Here is a 22,980-nt window from a genome sequence, read left to right on the forward strand (position 1 = left end):
CGCGGGTCTATATGGGCGGTTGCCGCGAAGGGCAAGGGAGCCGTTGCGGGTTCTGCGCGTTGGAGCCGCGAAGGAGAAGTTCCATGGCCAGCGTCCCCAACCCCGAACCCGATTACGGTCCCGTCGACAGCCCGCAACCGACCGTCCCGCCGAGCGAACTGCCGCCCATGCCGGGCGATGTGGATGTGCCGGAGCCGGTGAAGCAGATGAACGGTTAGCCGACGCGCGCGGTGCCTACCAAGGTGCGATACTGCGCGATATCGCGGTCGAAATAGTGGATCACCGGTGCCTCGAAGGTAATCAGGTACAGTTTCCCGCCAATGATCGCACCGGTGCCCTCGCCGTTGCGTCGCACTTCTTCGCCCTGCTGGACGAAGCTGTAGGTGAAATGCACCCCCGGCTTGCCCGCGAAGGTCGCGGGTTCGACCTTGCCGATTTCGAAGAGCGAAGTGCCTGCCGCGACGCGGTAGCTGCCCTCGAACAGCGAAACGATGTCGGTCGGCAGCATGGCCGCAGTGAATTTGGGCAGCGGGCGGTTTTTCTTGTCCACTTCGCGGAACAGCGTGCGCCCTTCCTCGATCCCGGCGTAAAAGCTCAGGTCGTTGAGCGACAGACCGTCGAGCGTCCAGCTCTCGGCATTGCGCCCGATCTTGGCACCGAGCCGGTTCCAGTCGTTGGGCGGGGTCACGTTCAAGCCCATTTTGCCCACGAGCTGAACTTTGCCGGTCGGCATGAGCTTGAAGCCCGCCTGTGCAGGGGCCACGATCAGGCTTGCCGGGATCAGCGCCAGAAAAATGCGCTTCATGACGTCACCCCGGCCATCATTGCCATCATCGCCTTGTCCTTCGCATCGGGCTTTTTCTCGAGATAGGTCCTGAGCGCCGCCTGCCCGCCGGGCGTGTCGCCGCTTCGGAGCAGCGCGACACCCAGACCGCGCCAGCCTTCGACCGGCGCACCCTTGGCCAGCCCATCGCGGTAAAAGCCCGCCGCAGCCTTGAAGTCCTCCGGCTTGCCGCGTGAGCGATAGAGTTCGCCGCGGGCATAGAGCAGTTCGCCGGTCCAGTTGCCGTCGGCCAGCTGCCCCAGCAGCAATTCGGTCGCGCCGAAATCGTTGAGCTTGATCTGGTCATCGATGAAATCGGCCCACCAAGGGGCGAGCGCGGCGCGATATTCGGCAGCGTTGAGCGCGGTTGCGGTCGGCGAAGCCAGCGCCTTTGCCTGCTTGTCGAGTTCGGCCTGTCGTTCGATGCTCTGCGGGTGGGTCGCGAACATGCCGCCCTCGCGGCGTTTGGCGCGCTTGCGTTCGGCGGCGGTGGCAGCGTCCTCGGCGAGAATCTGGCCCCATACTTTCGACGCGGCCGACGGGTCGTACCCGGCCTTGACCAGCATCGGCAGTGCGCCGGTGTCCGCCTCGCGTTCCATCTCGCGCGAGTTGGAAAACACCGAACCGATCATGCCGAGTTGTGCCAGCGCAATGCCGCCCGCAATCGCGCCGCCCAGCGGAATAACCGACAGCCAGCCAATGGCATCAGTCTTGTTCTTGATGTCGCGGAACTGCCGGACCGTGTGGCGGTTGCGGTAATGGGTATATTCGTGTCCCAGCACGGCGGCGAACTGTGCCTCGTTGCGGCACCGCAGGAACAGGCCCGACCAGACCTGCATCATGCCATTGGGCGCCATGCTTGCGTTAAAATAGGGGGTGCGGACGACATAGATGCGGACGTCCTTGCACTCCGCCTCGCCCACCGTCTTGCAGAACACCTGCCGCACATAGGCGTTGAGCGCGGCATCGCGCATGACGAAGTTCGACGTCTTGAACTGGCGTTCGTACTCGTCGACCTGCATCCACAGCCCGCGCTCGTCGGCATCCTGGGGCGTGTAGCCCGGTGTCACCGTGACGGGCGGCGGCGCGGCGGCTGTAAGCGATAGAGCAATCGCTCCCCAAAGCATCCGTCGCCCCGGACTTGATCCGGGGCTGGGCTGCCTTTGGACCGAAGTCTCAGAAGAAGAAGCCAAGGCCCGGATCAAGTCCGGGCCGACGAGGCTTTTGGATTTCACTTCGCCGCCACCTCGGCCTTGGGGGCTTCACCGGGCTGCGTCGGCATCGAGGCCATGATGGAGTCGATCATCCCCTGTGCGCCCGGTTTCTCGCGGATATCGCCTTTCGACCCGCGCAGGACGTTGAACCACACGACATTACCCGACGACAGTTCGACCAGCGAGGCATAGGCGACATGCTGGCCGCCGGTGACGATCACGCAAAAACCGACGATGCAGCCGAGCATTCCCGCGACCTGCATCCCCTTGCGACTGGCGCTGGCAAAATTGTCGCGGGTGTAGAGGAACAGCGCGTAATTGCCGCCCGACAGATCGCCGATGCGCTGGGCACCGGGCCCCATGGTCCAGTCGAACTTGCCCTTTTTGGTGGGCAGTTTCGCCCCATAATATTTATGGACGATGATCGCATCGGCGACCGATTTATGCAGCGCGGTGTAATCGGCCATGAGCTGCGCCGCATCGCCCGACTGTTCGTCGATGAATTTGAATTCGATTTTCTTGGCCGCGCCGTTCGCGCGCAGTGCTTCGGCGATGTTGGCCCGCGCTGCCTTGGTCCAGTCGGCGTTGGGCTGCGGCAGCCCGCCCGCTGCCAACTCGCCGACATCGGTGTCGGGACGCATCAGCACGATGGTAACCGGCTTGTCCTTCGGCAGGGCATAGCCCGACGCCGTCATCGCCTTGGTACCGGCAAGCACCGGCGATGCCGCGAACGCAGCACAAGCCAGCGCGATGGTGATGGTGCGACCCATATAACCCCCTGCTACAATCCGACTCTGTCGGTCGTTGCGGCAGGTTAGGCAGATGCGAGCAATTCCCGCAACCGCTCATTGACCAGTTTTGGGTTAGCCTTCCCTGCCATGGCCTTCATCGTCTGGCCGACGAAGAAGCCGAACAGCGCTTCCTTGCCGCCCTTGTATTCGGCGACCTTGTCGGCGTTTGCCGCCAGGATGTCCGCGATGGCGGCGTCGATTGCGCCGGTATCGCTGGTCTGTTTCAGCCCCTCGCGCTCGACGATGGCCCCTGCCCCGTCGCCGGTCTCGAGCATCTTTTCGAACACGGTCTTGGCCATGCTGCCCGACAAAGTGCCGTCGCCGACGAGCTTGAGCAGCTCGGCGGCATGCGCGGCGCTGACCGGACTGTCGGATATGTCGCGGCCGAGGCGGTTGAGCGCACCGAACAGCTCACCGGTCACCCAGTTCGCCGCTGCTTTGCCTTCGACGCCCTCGGCCAGCAGTGTTTCGAACCAGTTGGCGGTGTCGACATCTGCCGTCAGCACGTCGGCATTATAGGCGGAGATGCCGAGCGCGTCGGTAAAGCGCGCGCGCTTGGTATCGGGCAATTCGGGCAGGCTCGCCGCGCATTCGGCGACGAAATCCTCGGTCAGCACCAGCGGCAGCAGGTCAGGATCGGGGAAATAGCGATAATCGTGCGCGTCTTCCTTCGACCGCATGCTGCGGGTGACACCCTTGTCGGGGTCGAACAGCCGGGTTTCCTGTACGATGGTGCCGCCGCCTTCGATGACGTCGACCTGACGCCGTGCCTCGATCTCGACGACGGTCTGGATGAAGCGCACCGAATTGACGTTCTTGGTCTCTGTCCGCGTACCGAATACATCGCCGGTCTTGCGGACGCTGACGTTGACGTCGGCGCGCATCGAGCCCTGCTCCATATTGCCGTCGCAGCTGCCGATATAGCGGACCAGCTGGCGCAGCTTGCGGACATATTCGCCGGCCTCTTGCGGGCTTCGCATGTCGGGTTTCGACACGATTTCCATCAGCGCCACGCCCGACCGATTGAGGTCGACATAGGACATCGTCGGATGCTGGTCGTGCATCAGCTTGCCCGCGTCCTGTTCGATATGGATGCGCTCGACGCCGATGGTCTTGGTGCCTTCGTCGGTGGTGACGGTGATCGCCCCCTCGCCGACGATCGGGTGGAACAGCTGCGAAATCTGGTAACCCTGCGGCAGATCGGCGTAGAAATAATTCTTGCGGTCGAACCGGCTCCAGCGGTGAATTTCGGCCCCGATGGCCAGGCCGGTACGGACGGCCTGTTTCACGCATTCGGCATTCGGCACCGGCAACATCCCCGGCATCGCCGCATCGACGAGCGACACCTGCGAGTTCGGTTCCGCCCCGAACGCGGTCGACGCGCCCGAGAACAGCTTGGCGTTCGAGGTGATCTGGGCGTGGACTTCGAGGCCGACGACGACTTCCCAGTCGCCGGTTGCCCCTTTGATGCGGTAGCTGCTCTGTTCCATGCGGCGACCGATGCCGCGCGCGGTGGCTTCTGACAAGCGGCTTAGGCGTTCAGGCGGACGTAAATCAGGTTCTCGCCCTTCAGGAACACCTCGAAACCGTCGTGCGCGGCCATGGCGGCCTGGAAACTGCCGCTGCTGCGCTGGCCCGGCAGCATCCAGTCGTGGAGTTCGACCGCGATGGCGTAGAAATCGTCGATCCAGCCTGTGTTGCACGCGAACAAATCGGCCTCGAATCCCTCGATATCGATTTTGGCGATGAAGGGTACGGCGTCGGGGGCCGAGGCGAGCAGTTCGGCAAAGGTCGTGACCTGCATGCCGCTGTCCGAGCGCACCGTGCGCGTCGCGTCGGAGGCATGGCCGTGTTCGAGCGCCACGGTCCCCGCCTCGCTGCCGATGGCCGCGCGGACGACGCGGATATCGGGAAAGCGTTCGACGTTGCGGTCAAGCATGGCGAGCGTCGCCGGATCGGGCTCGACCGCCAGGATGATCGCCTCGGGATAGAGGCGCGCAAACCACAAGGCGGACATGCCGGTGTTTGCTCCCGCGTCGACGATCAGCGGCTGTTTTCCTGCTGCCCGGATCGCGTCGTAGCGGGTCGAAAGGCGTTCCTGCACGGCGGCGGGCAATTCGTAATCGCGGTGGATGAAAACGGTCCGTAACGTGTCCAGATCGCTGTCGCGCCCGCGCACCCAGACATCGCCCACACCCTCGATGGCCACGGCATAGGGCAACGGCCGCCGCCAGCGCATCAGTGCCGCCCAGGCGAAGCGCAGCCCGAGATGACGCAGGTCGGTCAGCGTCAGGATAAGATGATCGAGCCTGCCCACGAAACCCCCGCCGATTGTTCGACGGTCGCCTTAACAGCGGGTGATTACAACAGCCTTAAACGGGCGCAATCAAGGGCACCGTCGGAAAGAAGCGGGCGTAAATGACCGGATCGCGGGTCAGGATCGTCGCGCCCGACACTGCCGCCTGCCCGCCGATGAGGAAGTCGGCGATGACCGATTTGGGACCTTCGCGACCTCGGCGGTATTCGCGGAACGCCTGACCTGCTGCAAAGGCCGCTTCGTCCGTGAGCGGCTCAACGGTAAGCAGCATTTTACCGATCATCGTATTAAATTGCTCGAGCGTCGGGAACTTGGGTCCGACTTCGGCCACTACAACCGGCGTTATCGCGGCTGCGTCGCTGGTTTTCGCGTGATCGAGCCGTTCGGACGACCAGCCGAACCACGTCGGGTCCTGCTCGAGAATGTCGATAAGGATGTTGGAATCGACGAGAATCAAAGTTCGCGGTCGCCGCGCAGCTCGCGCATCTGCTCGTCGGTACTAGTGCCGGTGGCGAACTTGCCAGCATACTCGGCAATCGCTGCCCGGATCCTGCGACTCCGTTCCTCGGGATCGGTCGGCCAGACATCGACCGGTTCGACGATGGCTTGCCCTTGATCGTTTGTACCCACGCGGACCCGCGCACCCGGCGCAATCCCGGCCCGTTCACGCACGCTCTTATGGAGCAGCACCTGACCTTTACTAGTGACGCGGCTGACCTGTTCGTTCGCGAGCGGCATCGCAAATCCCTTCGGTGTTACTCCTGGTAACACATCAAGGAGGGGCACGCAATTACCACCAAGCCTCCGGCCGCGCATTGAACCCCGCGCGTTGCTCGATCGCGAGGCAGGCGTTCAGCACGCCCTGTTCGTCGAGCGCCTTGCCGATCACCTGAAGCCCGAGCGGCAGGCCCTGCGCGTCGAGCCCGCCGGGGACCGACATGGCCGGCAGACCCGCGAGCGAACTCGGCACCGTGAACACATCGTTGAGGTACATCGCCAGCGGGTCGGCGCTCTTTTCGCCAAGCGCGAAGGCGGCGCTGGGGGCGGTCGGCGTGAGCAGCAAGTCGCACGACTTCCACGCCTCGTCGAAATCGCGCGCGATCAACGTGCGGACTTTCGAAGCCTGTGTGAAATATGCGTCGTAAAAGCCTGCCGACAGGACATAAGTCCCGATCATGATGCGGCGCTTGACCTCCGGTCCGAACCCGGCGGCGCGGGTGGCGGCGTACATGTCCTGCAACCCCGCCCCTTCGGGCAGGTCGCGCAAGCCGTATCGAACGCCGTCGTAGCGGGCGAGGTTCGACGACGCCTCGGCAGGGGCAATGATGTAATAGGCAGGCAGCGCGTATTTCGTATGCGGCAGGCTGACCTCGACGACTTCGGCGCCCGCATCCTTGACCCAGGCAATGCCGCGTTCCCACAGGGCGTCGATCTCGGCCGGCATGTTATCGACGCGGTATTCCTTCGGAATGCCGATGCGCTTCCCCTTGAGACTGGCGTTCAGGCCGCCCTCCCAGTCGGGCACGGGCAGATCGAGCGACGTCGAATCCTTCGCATCGAAACCTGCCATGGCCTCCAGCATGATCGCGCAGTCGCGCACGTCGCGCGCCATTGCGCCCGCCTGATCAAGCGAGGAGGCGAAGGCGACCACGCCCCAGCGCGAGCAGCGTCCGTAAGTGGGCTTGATGCCCGAAATGCCCGTGAAGGCGGCAGGCTGGCGGATCGAGCCGCCGGTATCGGTGCCGGTCGCGCCCGGACACAGCCGCGCTGAAATCGCGGCCGACGACCCACCGGACGAACCGCCCGGCGCAAGCGATGCATTGCCGCCGTCGCTGCGCCGCCACGGCGAAATGACATTGCCGAACGCGCTGGTCTCGTTCGACGATCCCATGGCGAACTGGTCCATGTTGAGCTTGCCGAGCATCCCTGCGCCCGCGTCCCACAGCTTGCCCGACACGGTCGATTCATAGGGGGGCGTAAAGCCGCCGAGAATGTCGCTCGCCGCTGTCGTCGCCACACCCTTGGTGCAGAACAGATCCTTCATCCCGATGGGGACGCCCGACATGGGTTTGAGGTCGCCCGAGGTGCGCGCCGCATCCGCCGCGTCCGCCGCCGCCAGCGCATGATCGGGAGTCTCGACGAGGAATGCGTTCAGCGCCTTGGCCGCCGCGACCTTGTCGATAAACGCGGTCGCGACTTCGCGCGCCGAAAATGCGCCGTCGCGCACACCGTCGCGGATAGCGGCTATACCAAGGTCGGTAACTTCGGACATTTATTCGATCACTTTCGGCACGCCGAAGAACCCGTGTTCGGGTGCGGGCGCATTGGCGAGTACGGCGTCGCGCACGTTGCCGTCGGAGACGATATCGTCGCGCAGGCGCAGCGTGTTGGGGATCACCGCCGTCATCGGCGCGACATCCTTCGTATCGACTTCGCCGAGTTGCTCGATCCAGCCGAGGATGTTGTTGAGCTCGGGCACCATCGCCGCGACCTGATCGTCGGTGACGGCGATGCGCGCGAGCGACGCGATTTTCCGGACGGTTGCGCTATCGACTGACATGCGGGTGGCCGCTAGCAGCAACATCCTGCCCCTTCAACGGTTGGACGCCCGCATGGCCCGCAAGTTTCTGTATGTCGTCGCGTTCCTGACGTTCCTCGTGATTCTCGCGGGGGTTGTCTGGGCATTGTTCAGCGACCGGCTGATCCGGATGGCCTTCGTGCCCGGTGCGCCGTTCGTCGTGCAGGGACCGATGGCAGCGAACGCCTATTCCGACCGCGCGATGTGGTACGCGCATCCCGATGCCGGCCCCGGCAATCCGGCGGAATGGCGGCCCACGGGAGTCGCGGCGAGTCCGGCAGCGCGCGGCGCATCGGTGTTTTTCGTCCACCCGACCAGCTATCTGACGCGCGCCGCGTGGAATGCGCCGCTCGACGACCAGACGTCGGCAGATCTGGCGCGCACTTTCATCAAGGGGCAGGCGAGCGTGTTCAACGGCGTCGGCGCGATCTGGGCCCCGCGATATCGTCAGGCGACGTTCGGATCGTTCCTGACCACCAAGGCGGAGGCGCAAAAGGCGCTCGATGCCGCGTACAGCGATGTCGCCCTCGCCTTCGATGCGTTCGTCGAACAGGCCCCGATGGACCGGCCGATCATCCTGGCGGGCCATAGTCAGGGCGCACTGCACCTGACACGGCTGCTGCGCGAGAAGGTCGCAGGCAAGCCGATCGCCACCCGGATCGTTGCAGCCTATGTCATCGGCTGGCCGGTGTCTGTTGACACCGACATCCCCGCGATGGGTCTGCCTGCGTGCGCGACCGCGGACCAGAGCGGATGCATCCTGTCGTGGCAGAGCTTCGCCGAACCCGCCGATACCAGGCAGATCACCGATGTGTACGACGCGACGACCGGCTTCGACGGTCGCGCGCGCAAGGGGACGGCGATGCTGTGCACCAACCCGCTGACCGGCGCACCGAATATGGCGGCGGACGCCAAGGCAAATCTCGGTGCGGTCATTCCCACCGGCGACCTGAAGGATGGCACCCTGCAGGTCGGCACCATCCCCGCGCGGTGCGATGCGCGCGGGTTTCTGCTGATCGGAGCATCGCCTGCGGACATCAAAAGCTATGTCCTGCCGGGCAATAATTACCATGTGTTCGACTATAGCCTGTTCTGGTCAAACATCCGTGCCGACGCGGCACGGCGGCTGGCGGCATTCGCTGCAAAACCTTGACCTTGGCGGCGGCCAACGCGTAGGGGCGCAGCCTCGCTGGCACGGCCCCTTCGTCTAGCGGTTAGGACGCGGCCCTCTCACGGCTGAAACACGGGTTCGATTCCCGTAGGGGTCACCAGCTTTTCCGCCATTTTTGACTTGCTGGCGGCGTATTTATCCAATGGATATCTAATATACATTCTTGGCTCTTGGTGCGCGGTTGCTCGCTCTAGGAATAAAGTGGAGTCTTGGCGGACAAGTAGAATTAAGCGCGACGCATATGCCCGCAGGATCCCTATGCCGCCGTCGAGAGGCGGAACTTGCGCTTTTTTGACCAGCACCAGCGTGTCCATCGTTGTCGAAAAATTCCATTAAATCTGGCAATTATTTTGGAACTGTCCACGCGTGTCCGCCGACGAGCGTTACTCTTCTCGACCAAGTGTGGGAGCGGGTCAGGCACTATTCGCCGAGAAAAGCCTTGCTGCCTCTGGCGAATGGGGCACACCTTACCATTCCGGCTTGGGAAGCGTCGGTCGGCCATCCTGCCATTGCGAAAAGTGCGATTTCAATTCGTCGGGCAGAGCCCTCTCGAATTCGGTGTCTAGCCGATAATGCGGCATTGCCGTGGCGATCGCGTCGAGAAGCGCCAAACCCTGTTTGCGATCCTTGGGACGCTTAAGCGGATTGCGCTTTGACTGTGCCGCCATCCAGAGCTTGTGAAGTGCGAACCAGCGCGGATCTGGCGCCACAATGCGCGCAGGTGAGCCGTCGCGACAGCCGACGACCTGATCGACGGGCCGACCGAGCAAGAGCCATTCCTGCTCGGGAAGCGGAATAGGTCTTGGTCGATCCGTGGGCCCGAGCGTGGTGGCACGCGACGGAGCGACCAGGAGCTCGACCTCATAGGCCTTGGCATTCCGTGCCTGAAAATCGCGCTCGCTGTTGATCGTAAAGGTCGGATCGACCGCTTTCAGCAGGTCCCAAACGCGACGTTCGCCATCGTCAGGCGTTTCCGATACCCAGGCCAAGTCGAAATCTTCGGTTTCATCCGGTGCAACGATGATGCCGTTAGCTTCGACACTATAGGCCAGCATAGCATTCGTGCCGACGACGAACAGGTGGGAGCCGAGCAATTGGCGGCGATCTGTCTCGCGCAGGATCGGGCCAGCGTCGCTTGACAGCAAGGGCAGCCTCAGTGCCCGATACAGTCGCGCGCTTTCATCGAGCAGAGCGCGGCTACCGTCCCGTCGTTCCTTTTCAAGCGCTTTTGCTTCGCGGTATCCATTGAGCTGTTCCGCAGCAGAGTCGGTCCAGCGGCCTAACGACTTGCCGTTGCCGTTTCGGTCAAAAATCTCATACAGATAGTAGTTACCGTTGATGAGCTTGCGCCGCAGATCATAGGGCATCACTGACAGCGTTTGCTCGGCGGCCATCCACACTTCGTAACGCTGACGAAGGTTTACAAGCAGGCGGGCCTGCTCGTCGGAAAAAGGTAAGACCGCAGCCATGAATGAGATTTATCCCACAATTCCTTTATCTGTCAATATGTGGGATAAATTCTGTATGTATATGCTAAAGCCCGAAAATCTTTTGTGAAGCTGTCACTCCGTTTTACGACCTCAAAGCAGTAATAAACGGCCGTTGATCACTAATCGAGTTCGAGGATGATCTGATCGACGCTCAGGCTCTCACCTTGGGCCGCACTGATGCTCTTCACCGTGCCGGTTTTGCCCGCGCGGAGGATGTTTTCCATCTTCATCGCCTCGATCACCGCCAGCGGCTGTCCGGCCTCGACCTTGTCGCCGGCGCCGACGTGGAGCGCGGTCAGCAGGCCGGGCATCGGCGAGAGCAGGAAGCGCGAGAGGTCGGGCGGGATCTTCTCGATCATGTGCGCACTGAGCGGCGCGACGTGCGCAGGGAGCACGCGGGCGATGTGCGACGCGCCCCGCGTTGTCAGTTTGAACCCGGCGCGCGTGCGAAGGATGCGGACCGCGAGCGGGGCGTCGTTAAGGTTGGCATATACGATCCGGTCGCCAGGGGTATATTCGAGTTCGACGTCGAGCTCATCGCCATCGACGACAATGCCATCGGGGCTGATCGAGACTTCATGGTCCGCGCCGCCGACGTGCACCTGCCAGTCAGCGGGCGGTTGCAGCCGTTTGCCGAGCTGCCCGTCCACGCGCCGCGCGCGGTCGGCCTCGGCGGTTGCGGCGAACGCGGCGACGGCAGCCAGGGCGCGGAGCAGTTCGGATGAGGCGGGCGCGCCGTGGAAGCCCTCGGGATACTCCTCGGCAATGAAGCCGGTGGTGATCTCGCCCGAGCGGAAGCGCGGGTGCTGCATGATCGCGCTGACGAAATCGATATTGTGACCGACGCCCTCGATCTCGAAACTGTCGAGCGCGGTGATCTGCTTGTCGATGGCTTCCATGCGGGTCGGGGCCCAAGTGATCAGCTTGGCAATCATCGGGTCGTAAAAACGGCTGACCTCGCCGCCTTCATACACGCCTTCGTCCAAACGTACGCCGCCAACGCCACGCCGGCTGTTGCCGTCGCCGTCGTCTACCCAGCTCTTTTCGGGCGGATTGTAGCGGACGAGGCGACCGGTCGAGGGCAGGAACCCGCGATAGGGATCCTCGGCGTAGACACGGTTCTCGACCGCCCAGCCCTCGAGCTTCACATCCGCCTGCGCGAAGCCCAGCGACTCGCCCGCCGCGACGCGGATCATCTGTTCGACCAGATCGATGCCGGTGATGCATTCGGTTACCGGATGTTCGACTTGAAGCCTGGTGTTCATCTCGAGGAAGTAGAAGCTCTCGCCCGTCGGGTCCGCGCCCGAGACGATCAGCTCGACCGTGCCAGCCGAATAATAGCCCACCGCCCGCGCCAGCGCGACGCACTGCTCGCCCATCGCTTGACGCATCTTGGGCGTGACGAACGGCGACGGCGCTTCCTCGACCACCTTCTGGTGCCGCCGCTGGATGCTGCACTCGCGTTCGTTGAGGTAGAGGATATTGCCCTGCTGATCGCCGAGGATCTGGATTTCGATATGGCGCGGATTGAGGATGAATTTCTCGATGAAGACCCGGTCGTCGCCGAAGCTGGCGAGCCCCTCGCGTTTGGTCGCCTCGAACCCTTCGCGGACGTCGGCCTCGCTATACGCCAGCCGCATCCCCTTGCCGCCGCCGCCGGCCGACGCCTTCATCATCACCGGATAGCCGATACCATTGGCGATCTCGACGGCGTGTTCGGTGTTTTCGATCTCGCCGACGAAGCCGGGGACGACGTTGACACCAGCTTTGAGCGCCAGCTTCTTCGACTCGATCTTGTCGCCCATCGCGGCGATGGCATTGATCGGCGGTCCGATGAAAGCGATGCCATTGTAGGCCAATACTTGGGCGAAGCTCGTGCGTTCGGACAGGAACCCATAGCCGGGATGCACCGCCTCCGCGCCCGTCGCCTTGCACGCCGCGATGATCTTGTCGGCGATCAAATAGCTCTCGGCAGCGGGCGCTGGGCCGATATGGACGGCCTCGTCGGCCATCAGGACATGGGGGGACCGCGCGTCGGCGTCCGAATAGACGGCAACCGTCGCGATGCCCATTTTCTTAGCCGTGCGGATGACCCGACAGGCGATCTCGCCCCGGTTGGCAATGAGGATTTTAGTGAACATCTTCCTACGCTTCAATTCGGTTATCGAGCACGGCCTTTAGCGTCGTCCCCAATTCGGATGGTGAAGGCGACACAATGATACCCGCAGCTTCCATCGCCGCGATCTTGCTGCCCGCATCGCCCTTGCCGCCCGACACGATCGCGCCGGCATGGCCCATGCGACGTCCCGGCGGCGCGGTCAGGCCCGCGATGAACCCGACCATCGGCTTCTTGCGACCGCGTTTCGCTTCGTCGATCAGGAACTGCGCGGCCTGCTCTTCGGCATCTCCACCGATTTCGCCGATCATGATGATCGATTTCGTCGCGTCGTCTGCCAGGAAGAGCTCGAGCACGTCGATGAAGTTCGTCCCGTTGACTGGATCGCCACCGATGCCGACCGCCGTCGTCTGGCCGAGGCCCTCGGCCGTCGTCTGGAACACCGCCTCATAGGTCAAAGTGCCCGAACGCGACACGACGCCGACGCTGCCCTTCGAAAAAATCGAGCCCGGCATGATGCCGATCTTGCACTCGCCGGGCGTCAGCACGCCGGGGCAGTTCGGGCCGATCAGGCGCGACTTGCTGCCCGACAGCGAGCGCTTGACCTTGACCATGTCCTGCACCGGAATGCCCTCGGTGATGCACACGATCAGCGGCACTTCGGCGTCAATGGCCTCAAGGATCGAATCTGCAGCAAAGGGCGGCGGCACGTACACGACTGACGCGGTCGCGCCGGTCTTCTCGACTGCTTCGGCCACCGTGTCGAACACCGGCAGGTCGATATGCGTCGTCCCGCCCTTGCCCGGGGTGACCCCTCCGACCATTTTCGACCCATATTCGAGCGCGGCCAGCGTGTGGAACTCACCGGTCTTGCCGGTCATCCCCTGTGTGATGACCTTGGTGTTCTTGTCGACAAGAATACTCAACATGCTGCCTTTCTGACTTCGGCGACAATCTTCTTCGCGGCATCGCCCAAATCGTTCGCTGCCATGATCGGCAGGCCCGAATTGGCGAGGATGTCCTTGCCCTGCTGCACGTTGGTGCCTTCCAGGCGCACGACGAGCGGCACCGAAAGATTGACCTCCTTTGCCGCAGCAACAATGCCGTCGGCAATGATGTCGCATTTCATGATCCCGCCGAAAATGTTGACAAGGATTCCCTTCACCGCCGGGTCTTGCAGGATGATCTTGAACGCGGCCGTCACCTTTTCGGTCGTGGCGCCGCCGCCGACGTCGAGGAAGTTCGCGGGGAACTCGCCGTTGAGCTTGATGATATCCATCGTCGCCATGGCAAGGCCCGCGCCATTGACCATGCAGCCGATATTTCCGTCGAGCTTGATATAGGCGAGGTCGTATTTCGACGCTTCGATCTCGGCTGGGTCTTCCTCGGTCAGGTCGCGCAGCTCGGCCAGATCCTTGTGGCGGAACATGGCATTGCCGTCGAAGGCGACCTTGGCATCGAGCACCAGCAGCTTGCCGTCGTTCGTCACCGCGAGCGGGTTGATTTCGATCTGTTCGGCATCGGTGCCGAGGAAGGCGTCGTACAGCTTCGACGCGACGTTCGCCGCCTGCTTCGCAAGATCACCCGATAATCCGAGCGCCGCCGCAACCGCACGCCCGTGGTGCGGCATGAAGCCGGTCGCCGGGTCGATGTCGAGTGTCTCGATCTTTTCGGGCGTGTCATGCGCGACCGCTTCGATATCCATGCCGCCTTCGGTCGAAACGACCATGCCGATGCGCCCTGATGCGCGGTTGACCAGCAGCGCGAGGTAGAATTCCTTGGCGATGTCGACGCCGTCGGTGACGTACAGCCGGTTGACCTGCTTGCCCGCGTCGCCCGTCTGGATCGTCACCAGCGTGTTGCCGAGCATATCGGCCGCGGCGGCACGAACCTCATCGGCAGACTTGGCCAGTCGCACACCGCCCTTGGCATCGGGGCCCAGTTCCTTGAACTTGCCCTTGCCGCGGCCACCGGCATGAATCTGTGCCTTCACCACATAAAGCGGCCCAGGCAGCTTGGCCGATGCGGCAACGGCTTCGTCGACCGACATCGCGGCATAGCCGATGGGAACAGGGACGCCGAACTTGGCCAGCAGTTCCTTGGCCTGATATTCATGGATGTTCATAAGATCGGTTGACCTGGAAAGTAGGATTGGTTCTGCGTTCGACCCGCGATCACAGTTTCTCCGTCAACTCCGGCACGATCTTGAACAGATCCCCAACCAGGCCGATGTCCGCGACCTGAAAAATCGGCGCGTCCTCGTCCTTGTTGATCGCGATGATCGTCTTGCTGTCCTTCATGCCCGCAAGGTGCTGGATCGCGCCCGAGATGCCGACGGCGATATAGACCTCGGGGGCGACGATCTTGCCGGTCTGGCCGACCTGATAGTCGTTGGGGACATAGCCCGCATCGACTGCCGCGCGGCTCGCACCGACGCCCGCGCCGAGTTTATCGGCGAGCGGTTCGATTAGGCTGTGGAAGTTCTCGCTGTTCTGCAGCGCGCGACCGCCCGAGACGATAATCTTGGCGCTGGCCAGTTCGGGGCGGTCGGACTTCGACAGCTCGGCGCCCACGAAGCTCGACAGCCCCTTGTCACCGGTCGAGGCGACCGCCTCGACCGTGCCGCTGCCGCCGCTGCGTTCGGCCTTCGCGAACGAGGTGCCGCGCACGGTGATGACTTTCTTCGCGTCGCTCGACTGGACGGTCGCGATGGCGTTGCCCGCGTACGTGGGGCGCGTGAAGGTATCGGCACTTTCGACCGACAGGATTTCGCTGATCTGCATCACGTCGAGCAGGGCGGCCACGCGGGGCGCGATGTTCTTGCCATTGGCCGTGGCGGGCGCGACGAAGGCGTCGTGATGGCCCATCAGTTCGACGATCAGAGGAGCCACGTTTTCGGCGAGTGCATGGTCGAACGCGGCATCGTCGGCGACATGCACCTTGCCCACGCCCGCGATCCTGGCGGCGTCGGCGGCAACGCCGTCGATACCCTTGCCCGCGACGATCAGATGGACTTCGCCCAGTTGCGACGCGGCGGTTATCGCCGACAATGTGGCGTCCTTGATGCCCGCGGCATCATATTCAACCCAGACCAAGGTCTTCATGCTGCGACTCCCATGTCCTTGAGTTTGGCGACCAGCGCATCGACGTCGGCGACCTTGATCCCGGCGGTGCGCTTGGGCGGTTCGACGACCTTCAGCGTCGTCAGGCGCGGTGCGACATCCACGCCGTAATCGGCCGGTGTCTTCTGCGCCATTAGTTTGGACTTGGCCTTCATGATGTTGGGCAGCGACGCGTAGCGCGGCTCATTCAGGCGCAGGTCGGTGGTGACAATGGCAGGGGTCGCCAGCTTGACGGTTTCAAGCCCGCCATCGACCTCGCGGGTGACGGTCACGCTGTCGCCTTCGACGACAACCGCGCTCGCAAACGTGCCCTGCGGACGGCCCGTCAGCGCGGCAAGCATCTGGCCGACCTGGTTCGAATCGTCATCGATTGCTTGCTTGCCGAGGATGACGAGGCCGGGAGCTTCCTCCTCGACGACCTTCGCAAGCAGCTTGGCCACGCCCAGCGGCTCGACTTCGGTTTCGCTGACGATCAGGATCGCGCGATCGGCACCCATGGCGAGCGCGGTGCGCAGCGTTTCCTGCGACTTCTGTTCGCCGATGCTGACGGCGATGATTTCGGTCGCGACGCCCTTTTCCTTCAGGCGAATGGCTTCCTCGACCGCGATCTCGTCGAACGGGTTCATGCTCATCTTGACGTTGGCCAGATCGACACCGCTGCCGTCCGCCTTCACGCGGGGCTTCACGTTATAGTCGATGACCCGTTTCACGGGGACGAGGATTTTCATTCGCTTTCTCCGCTTCCGATCTTGATTGATGCACGCATCGGTTCTTCCGCCACCATCGGCTTCAGCCCTAGTTTCGCGAACAGCGCCGCGTCCGCGCCGCCGCCTGCATTGCCGGTGGTCAGCAGCTTGTCGCCGGTAAAGATCGAATTCGCACCCGCCATGAAACACAAGGCTTGCGTCGCCTCGCTCACGCTTTCGCGGCCCGCGCTCAGGCGGACCATGCTGCGCGGCATGGTGATCCGCGCGACGGCGACGGTGCGGACGAATTCGATGTCGTCGATCTTCGCCAGCGGCGTGTCGGCGAGCATGTTGCCCAGCACTGTGCCCTTGACCGGGACCAGCGCGTTGACCGGCACGCTTTCGGGATGCTGCGGCAGGGTGGCGAGCGCGTGGACGAAACCCACCCGGTCGGCCCGCGTCTCGCCCATGCCGACGATGCCGCCGCAGCACACGCTGATCCCCGCGGCGCGGACTTCGCTCAGCGTGTCGAGGCGTTCCTGAAAAGTGCGCGTGGTGATGACGTTGCCGTAATTTTCGGGCGAGGTGTCGATGTTATGGTTGTAGTAATCGAGGCCCGCCTCGGCCAGCCGCCGCGCCTGATCGGCGGTCAGCATGCCGAGCGTCATGCAGGTTTCCAGCCCCATCGCGCGAACGCCGGACACCATCTCCACAATGGCGTCCATGTCGCGGTCCTTGGGCTCGCGCCACGCGGCGCCCATGCAGAAGCGCTGGCTGCCCGCGGCCTTCGCCTCGGCGGCGCTGGCGAGGACGGCGGTCACGTCCATCAGCTTGTCGGCCTTAAGCCCGCTGTCCGCCTTCACGCTTTGCGAGCAATAGCCGCAATCCTCGGGACAGCCGCCGGTCTTGATCGAGAGCAGCGTGCAAAGTTGAACCTCGCCCGGCGCATGGTGCTGGCGGTGAACAGTTTGCGCGCGGAACATGAGATCGTCGAAGGGCAAGTCGAACAACGCGGCAACGTCGGCACGGGTCCAGTCGGTGCGTGTCATTCCGCTGCCTCGCGAGGCTCTAGTCCTTGGCCCTCAGGCGGCATATTATGCCCCAGCAGTCGCAGCACGTCCGCTGCGCATTCGACGATGTTGCTGCCCGGCCCGTAAATCCCGACCACGCCTGCGTCGCGGAGGAACTGGTAATCCTGCGGGGGGATGACGCCGCCGGCGAAAACCTTGACGTCGCTACGCCCGGCCTCGCGCAAAAGCCGGATGAGTTCGGGGATCAGCGTCTTGTGCCCCGCAGCTAAGCTCGACGCGCCGATGGCGTCGACGTTGCGCTCCAATGCCAGCGCCAGCGTCTCCTCGGGTGTCTGGAACAGCGGGCCGCTGATCGCGTCAAAGCCCATGTCGGCAAACGCGCTCGCGACCACGTTTGCGCCGCGGTCATGCCCGTCTTGGCCCATTTTGGCGATCAGCACGCGAGGCTTGTGGCCGAGGCGACGGGTGGTCGCCTCGACACCGTCTGTGACGCGCGCCCAGGCCGCGTCGAATTCGTGCGCGCTGCCATAAATGCCGCGCACCGGCTCAGGGGTGGTGGCGTAGCGGCCGAACACCAGCTCCATCGCGTCCGAGATTTCGCCGAGCGTCGCGCGTGCGCGGGCGGCAGTGACGGCGAGGGCGAGCAGGTTCTCGCCGCCCTTCGCCCCCTCGGTCAGCGCCGCCAATGCTGCCTGACACGCCGCCTCACCGCGCGCCGCCTTGGTCGCCGCGATCCGGGCGACCTGGCCCTCGCGGACCTTTACATTATCGACGTCGAGGAAGTCGATGTTGTCGGCGTTTTCGGGCTTGTACTTGTTGACCCCGACGATGACGTCCTCGCCCTTGTCGACGCGGGCTTGCCGGGCGGCGGCGGCTTCCTCGATCAGTCGTTTCGGCATGCCGGTCGCGACCGCCTTGGTCATGCCGCCGAGGTCATCGACCTCGCCGATGATCTTCCATGCTTGCTCTGTGAGTTCGCTCGTCAGCGCCTCGACGTAATAACTGCCGCCGAGCGGATCGACGACGCGGGTGATCCCGGTCTCCTCGGCCAGCACGATCTGCGTGTTGCGCGCGATGCGGGCGCTGAATTCGGTGGGGAGCGCAATCGCCTCGTCGAGCGCGTTGGTGTGCAGCGACTGGGTGCCGCCGAGCGTCGCCGCCATCGCCTCGACAGTGGTGCGGATGACGTTGTTATACGGGTCGCTCTCCTGCAGCGACACGCCCGACGTTTGGCAGTGGGTGCGGAGCATCTTGCTGCGCTCGTCCTTCGCGCCCAGCCCATCCATGACCCGGTGCCACAGGGTGCGCGCCGCGCGGAGCTTCGCCACTTCCATGAAGAAGTTCATGCCGATGCCGAAGAAGAAGCTCAGCCGCCCCGCGAACGCATCGATGTCGAGGCCGCTTTCGATGGCGCGCACGACATATTCCTTGCCGTCCGCAATGGTGAAGGCGAGTTCCTGAACCGCCGTCGCGCCGGCCTCGTGCATGTGATAGCCGCTGATCGAAATGCTGTTGAATTTCGGCATGTTGGCCGAGGTGTAGGCGATGATGTCGGAGATGATCCGCATCGATGGTTCGGGCGGGTAGATGTACGTGTTGCGGACCATGAACTCCTTCAGGATGTCGTTCTGGATCGTCCCGTCGAGCTGCGCCTGCGGCACGCCCTGTTCCTCGCCCGCGACGATGAAGAAGGCGAGGATCGGGATGACCGCGCCGTTCATCGTCATGCTGACCGACATCTGGTCGAGCGGGATGCCGTCGAACAGGATCTTCATGTCCTCGACGCTGTCGATCGCGACGCCCGCCTTGCCGACGTCGCCGACGACGCGGGGGTGGTCGCTGTCGTAGCCGCGGTGCGTGGCGAGGTCGAAGGCGACGCTCAGCCCCTTTTGCCCGGCGGCCAGATTACGGCGGTAGAAGGCGTTACTTTCCTCGGCAGTGGAGAACCCTGCATATTGCCGGATCGTCCAGGGACGCCCTGCATACATGCTCGCCCGCACGCCGCGCGTGAACGGGGCGAAACCGGGCAGACCGGGATTGGCGCTGTCCTCTGCGGTGTAGAGCGGCTTGATCGTGAAGCCCTCGGGCGTCGCCCAGTCGAGCGATTTGCCCTTCACCTCTTTGGCGGCGAGCGCTTCCCAGTCTTTGCGGTCAGGCATGAGGCATGTCCCTAAAGCGGAATATTATCATGCTTCTTCCACGGATTCTCGAGGTTCTTGTTCCGCAGTTTGCGCAGCCCCAGCGCCACCCGTCGCCGGGTCGAGTGCGGCATGATGACCTCGTCGATAAATCCCTTGCTCGCCGCCACGAACGGGTTGGCGAACCGCGCCTCGTACTCCGCCGTGCGCTCGGCGATCTCCTCAGTGGTTTTGCCCCGGAAGATGATCTCGACCGCACCCTTCGCACCCATCACCGCGATCTCGGCGGTCGGCCAGGCGTAGTTGAGGTCGCCGCGCAAGTGCTTCGACGCCATGACGTCGTATGCCCCGCCATAGGCCTTGCGCGTGATGACGGTGATCTTCGGCACGGTCGCCTCGGCATAGGCGAACAACAGTTTCGCGCCGTGCTTGATGATGCCGCTGTGCTCCTGCGCGACGCCCGGCAGGAAGCCCGGCACGTCCACGAAAGTCACGATCGGAATGTCGAACGCATCGCAGAACCGCACGAAGCGCGCGGCCTTTTTCGACGAGTTGATATCGAGGCACCCGGCCAGCACCATCGGCTGATTGGCGACCACGCCCACGGTGCGCCCCTCGATCCGCGCAAATCCGATCAGGATGTTGCCCGCATGCGCAGGTTGCAGCTCGAAGAAGTCACCCTCGTCGACCGTCTTCCGGATGACTTCGTGCATGTCGTACGGCTGGGCGGCGCTGTCGGGGATGATCGTATCCAGCGACGGCTCGATCCGGTCCCAATCGTCCGCCGTCGGGCGTTCGGGCACCGGCGCGCGGTTGTTCTCCGGCAAAAAGTCCACGAAGTCGCGGGCCGCGAGCAGCGCCTCGATATCGTTGTCGAAGGCATTGTCGGCCACGCCCGACTTGGTCGTGTGCGTCACGGCTCCGCCCAGTGCCTCTTGGGTGACAACCTCGTTCGTCACCGTCTTCACGACGTCAGGACCGGTCACGAACATGTAACTCGAGTCTTTCACCATGAAGATGAAGTCGGTCATCGCCGGCGAATAGACCGCGCCGCCCGCGCATGGCCCCATGATAAGACTCAATTGCGGCACGACGCCGCTCGCGAGCACGTTGCGCTGGAACACTTCGGCATAGCCGCCGAGGCTGGCCACGCCCTCCTGAATGCGGGCGCCGCCGCTGTCGTTCAGGCCGATGACCGGCGCGCCGACTTTCATCGCCATGTCCATCACCTTGCAGATTTTCTGCGCGTGGCGTTCGGACAAGCTGCCGCCGAATACGGTGAAGTCCTGCGAGAAGACGAACACCAGACGGCCGTTCACCGTGCCCGACCCCGTCACGACGCCATCGCCGGAAAATTTCTGCTCGCCCATGCCGAAGTCGGCGCAATTGTGCTCGACGAACATGTCGAGTTCCTCGAACGACCCCTCGTCGAGCAGCACGTCCAATCGTTCGCGCGCGGTCAGGCGACCCTTGGCGTGCTGCGCGTCGATGCGCTTCTGCCCGCCGCCCATACGTGCGGCATCGCGCCGCCGTTCCAGGTCCGCTAAATGCAAAATCAGATTTTCCCGAATTTCATGAACCGAGCCACAACCGATGCGTTGGCGGCCCCGGTTCAGCCTATCTGGCTGTGAATTTCCTTGGCGTCGCGGCCGCGACTTCGACCGAAGACCCGTGCTCATTGATCGGGTGACCACAAATGCAGTCAATCGAAACAAAGTCGGGCCGAAAATTGTCGCAGGGCTTCCCGCCCAGCGATCGGGCATCCGCTGACATCTTTGCTACCCAATCGACTTTCATCCCCGCCATTCCTTCCCAGATCGGCCTGCCTGACCGCGAAGCGGGCCCGCTCTCACGTCGCTAAATCCGACGGCAGAAACTGGCCCGCCCGACCAATACATAATGAATCGCTAGAGATGCAATCTATTTAATAAGCGGCCCGCAGGCGTCATTCGACATAGCGCGCGCGAAGGGCCTTTTTGTCTGGCTTACCGAGGGGCGACAGCGGAATGACGTCAACGAAATCGACGCTTTTCGGCGCCTGCACCGATCCCTTGCGATCACGGACGAGGGCGATCAACTCTTCGGGCGTGACGCTCTGCTCGGGGTCGATCACGACCACGGCCTTTACCGTCTCACCCCATCTTGGATCGGGGATCCCGATGACGGCCGCCTGACGCACGGCGGGATGGCTGACAAGGACATCTTCGACCTCGCGCGCGAATACGTTGAAGCCGCCTGTCACGATCATGTCCTTCTTGCGATCGACGATCCGAAGGAAACCGTCGTCGCTGCGGATCGCAACATCGCCGGTGTGCAGCCAGCCATTCGCGAAAGCCACGTCGGTTTCCTCGGGCTTGTTGAGATAGCCCTTCATCAGCAGCGGCCCCTGCACGCAGATTTCTCCGGGCTCTCCGTCGGCGACTTCGAGCATCGCGTCGTCCATCAGCGCGACCCGAACCCAGGGCGTCGGCCTCCCGCAGGACGCGAGGCGCAGCGGGTCACCGACCAGATGTTCATCGCGACGCAGTAGCGTGACCGACATCGGGGCCTCGGCCTGGCCATAGAATTGAAAGAAGATCGGCCCGAGCTTGCCGATCGCGTCCTTCAGCCGCGCCGCCGGAAAGGCCGACGCTCCGTAAAAGACGATTTCGAGGCTCGAGAGATCGAATTCGCCGAAGCGCGGATGATCGATCAGCGCCAGCACCATCGTTGGCACCATCAGCACCGAAGTGATCCGGTGCAGTTCGATCGCCTCCATGACACGAACGGGGTCGAAACCGGGCAGGACCACCATCGACCCGCCCTTCATCAGGATTGCCGTAAGCACGGCTGCCCCGGCATGGCTCAGGGGCGCACAAATCAGATGGCGGATCTGGGCGGGCCATTCCCATTCTGTCAGCTGGATCAGCGCCGACGTCACGATGCCGCGATGCGAAATCATGATCCCCTTGGGCTTGCCGGTCGTGCCGCCCGAATAGGCGATCCGCGCCAAAGCCTCGGGATCGGCGGTCGGGGCAACGAGCACATGAGCCTCAAAGGCGGCTGCCATGCGGTCGAGCGATTCGGCGCCCTCCCCGCCCAGCGCGACGACGTGACGCAGACTGGGTGCCCGTTCTTTCAGCGCGATGGCGACATCCTCATAATGATCGCCGTCGTAGATGAGCAGGTCGATCGCGGCATCGTCGAGAACATAGAGGTAGTCCTCAAGCGCGCCCATTGGGTGAAGCGCCGTCGCGACAACACCGGCAAATGACAGCGCCGTCATGACGCCCGGCACTTCGATCCGGTTGCGCGCAAGCACGGCCGCGCGCGCGGGGCGCGGCGACATCGCCTCGAAGACCTGCTGGCATCTGCTGACCGAGTCGCGCAGCGCGCCTGCCGTCAGCCTGGTTCCGTCGGCCAGCATCAGGACCGTGCGGTCCAGATCGCGGTTCAGGGCGTGGGCCAGCAAGTCGGTGCCGAGCACCGATCGAAACAATTCTGGAGCCATCCTTGATCCTCAC

The 22,980-nt window shown here is 63.5% G+C and carries 21 protein-coding genes and 1 tRNA gene; 3 read left to right on the top strand and 19 right to left on the bottom strand.

The genetic code is table 11. The features are described 5' to 3' along the window. Positions 1 to 83: 83 nt before the first annotated feature. Positions 84 to 218 (top strand): hypothetical protein, encoded by a 135-nt coding sequence (locus M0209_RS05360; RefSeq protein ID WP_258887260.1) that lies wholly within the window; start codon positions 84 to 86, stop codon positions 216 to 218. Here M0209_RS05360 and M0209_RS05365 read toward each other — a convergent pair. The 9 genes from M0209_RS05365 to gatC form a co-directional block, all read right to left on the bottom strand. Next, positions 215 to 805, bottom strand: a complete 591-nt coding sequence (locus M0209_RS05365) for a hypothetical protein (RefSeq protein ID WP_258887261.1) — start codon at positions 803 to 805, stop codon at positions 215 to 217. The two genes, M0209_RS05360 and M0209_RS05365, sit on opposite strands and share 4 nt — an antisense overlap. Beyond that, positions 802 to 1,950 (bottom strand): M48 family metallopeptidase, encoded by a 1,149-nt coding sequence (locus tag M0209_RS05370; protein WP_258887262.1) that lies wholly within the window; start codon positions 1,948 to 1,950, stop codon positions 802 to 804. Before M0209_RS05370 ends, M0209_RS05365 begins: the two co-directional genes overlap by 4 nt. Before the next feature lie 104 nt (positions 1,951 to 2,054). Further along, positions 2,055 to 2,807, bottom strand: coding sequence for a hypothetical protein (locus M0209_RS05375; protein WP_258887263.1), 753 nt, complete (start codon positions 2,805 to 2,807; stop codon positions 2,055 to 2,057). A 44-nt stretch (positions 2,808 to 2,851) separates the two neighbouring features. After that, a complete protein-coding gene (gatB, locus tag M0209_RS05380) occupies positions 2,852 to 4,318 on the bottom strand; it encodes an Asp-tRNA(Asn)/Glu-tRNA(Gln) amidotransferase subunit GatB (protein WP_258887264.1) in 1,467 nt (488 codons plus the stop codon). A gap of 41 nt (positions 4,319 to 4,359) precedes the next feature. Next, entirely contained in the window at positions 4,360 to 5,145 is a 786-nt protein-coding gene (locus tag M0209_RS05385; protein ID WP_258887265.1) for an FkbM family methyltransferase, read from the bottom strand. Positions 5,146 to 5,200: 55 nt separating this feature from the next. Further along, on the bottom strand, positions 5,201 to 5,602 hold the full coding sequence (locus tag M0209_RS05390) for a type II toxin-antitoxin system VapC family toxin (protein ID WP_258887266.1): 402 nt from the start codon (positions 5,600 to 5,602) through the stop codon (positions 5,201 to 5,203). Continuing rightward, entirely contained in the window at positions 5,599 to 5,883 is a 285-nt protein-coding gene (locus M0209_RS05395) for an AbrB/MazE/SpoVT family DNA-binding domain-containing protein (RefSeq protein WP_258887267.1), read from the bottom strand. Before M0209_RS05395 ends, M0209_RS05390 begins: the two co-directional genes overlap by 4 nt. A 52-nt stretch (positions 5,884 to 5,935) precedes the next feature. Then, a complete protein-coding gene (gene gatA / locus M0209_RS05400) occupies positions 5,936 to 7,417 on the bottom strand; it encodes an Asp-tRNA(Asn)/Glu-tRNA(Gln) amidotransferase subunit GatA (RefSeq protein WP_258887268.1) in 1,482 nt (493 codons plus the stop codon). Further along, positions 7,418 to 7,705, bottom strand: a complete 288-nt coding sequence (gene gatC / locus M0209_RS05405) for an Asp-tRNA(Asn)/Glu-tRNA(Gln) amidotransferase subunit GatC (protein WP_258887269.1) — start codon at positions 7,703 to 7,705, stop codon at positions 7,418 to 7,420. A 52-nt stretch (positions 7,706 to 7,757) separates the two neighbouring features. Between gatC and M0209_RS05410 the strand changes: the two genes are divergently transcribed. Together M0209_RS05410 and M0209_RS05415 are read left to right on the top strand one after the other, a co-directional pair. Then, positions 7,758 to 8,876 carry a DUF3089 domain-containing protein gene (locus tag M0209_RS05410; protein ID WP_258887270.1) on the top strand — a complete coding sequence of 373 codons (1,119 nt, stop codon included), beginning with the start codon at positions 7,758 to 7,760 and terminating at the stop codon, positions 8,874 to 8,876. Positions 8,877 to 8,919: 43 nt separating this feature from the next. Then, a tRNA-Glu gene (locus M0209_RS05415) sits at positions 8,920 to 8,994 on the top strand. Positions 8,995 to 9,361: 367 nt separating this feature from the next. On the opposite strand, the gene M0209_RS05420 is transcribed toward M0209_RS05415, so the two are convergent. From M0209_RS05420 to M0209_RS05465, 10 genes are all read right to left on the bottom strand, one after another. Next, positions 9,362 to 10,363, bottom strand: coding sequence for a nucleotidyltransferase domain-containing protein (locus M0209_RS05420; protein WP_258887271.1), 1,002 nt, complete (start codon positions 10,361 to 10,363; stop codon positions 9,362 to 9,364). A 140-nt stretch (positions 10,364 to 10,503) separates the two neighbouring features. Beyond that, positions 10,504 to 12,525, bottom strand: a complete 2,022-nt coding sequence (locus tag M0209_RS05425) for an acetyl/propionyl/methylcrotonyl-CoA carboxylase subunit alpha (RefSeq protein ID WP_258887272.1) — start codon at positions 12,523 to 12,525, stop codon at positions 10,504 to 10,506. Positions 12,526 to 12,529: 4 nt separating this feature from the next. After that, on the bottom strand, positions 12,530 to 13,426 hold the full coding sequence (gene sucD / locus M0209_RS05430; protein WP_258889573.1) for a succinate--CoA ligase subunit alpha: 897 nt from the start codon (positions 13,424 to 13,426) through the stop codon (positions 12,530 to 12,532). Beyond that, entirely contained in the window at positions 13,423 to 14,625 is a 1,203-nt protein-coding gene (gene sucC, locus M0209_RS05435; protein ID WP_258887273.1) for an ADP-forming succinate--CoA ligase subunit beta, read from the bottom strand. The genes sucD and sucC overlap by 4 nt, the downstream gene beginning before the upstream one ends. Before the next feature lie 49 nt (positions 14,626 to 14,674). Continuing rightward, entirely contained in the window at positions 14,675 to 15,604 is a 930-nt protein-coding gene (locus M0209_RS05440; RefSeq protein WP_258887274.1) for an electron transfer flavoprotein subunit alpha/FixB family protein, read from the bottom strand. Then, the gene (locus M0209_RS05445; protein WP_258887275.1) at positions 15,601 to 16,350 is read right to left on the bottom strand and encodes an electron transfer flavoprotein subunit beta/FixA family protein; all 750 of its coding nucleotides are present in this window, start codon (positions 16,348 to 16,350) and stop codon (positions 15,601 to 15,603) included. Before M0209_RS05445 ends, M0209_RS05440 begins: the two co-directional genes overlap by 4 nt. Beyond that, positions 16,347 to 17,357 carry a biotin synthase BioB gene (gene bioB / locus M0209_RS05450; protein WP_258887276.1) on the bottom strand — a complete coding sequence of 337 codons (1,011 nt, stop codon included), beginning with the start codon at positions 17,355 to 17,357 and terminating at the stop codon, positions 16,347 to 16,349. Before bioB ends, M0209_RS05445 begins: the two co-directional genes overlap by 4 nt. After that, a complete protein-coding gene (scpA, locus tag M0209_RS05455; RefSeq protein WP_258887277.1) occupies positions 17,354 to 19,498 on the bottom strand; it encodes a methylmalonyl-CoA mutase in 2,145 nt (714 codons plus the stop codon). The genes bioB and scpA overlap by 4 nt, the downstream gene beginning before the upstream one ends. An 11-nt stretch (positions 19,499 to 19,509) precedes the next feature. Continuing rightward, on the bottom strand, positions 19,510 to 20,988 hold the full coding sequence (locus M0209_RS05460) for an acyl-CoA carboxylase subunit beta (protein WP_408988227.1): 1,479 nt from the start codon (positions 20,986 to 20,988) through the stop codon (positions 19,510 to 19,512). Positions 20,989 to 21,422: 434 nt separating this feature from the next. Further along, entirely contained in the window at positions 21,423 to 22,967 is a 1,545-nt protein-coding gene (locus M0209_RS05465) for an AMP-binding protein (protein ID WP_258887278.1), read from the bottom strand. Between the last annotated feature and the right edge of the window lie 13 nt (positions 22,968 to 22,980).

This window comes from Sphingomonas sp. SUN039, from assembly GCF_024758725.1.
Classification (GTDB): domain Bacteria; phylum Pseudomonadota; class Alphaproteobacteria; order Sphingomonadales; family Sphingomonadaceae; genus Sphingomonas_O.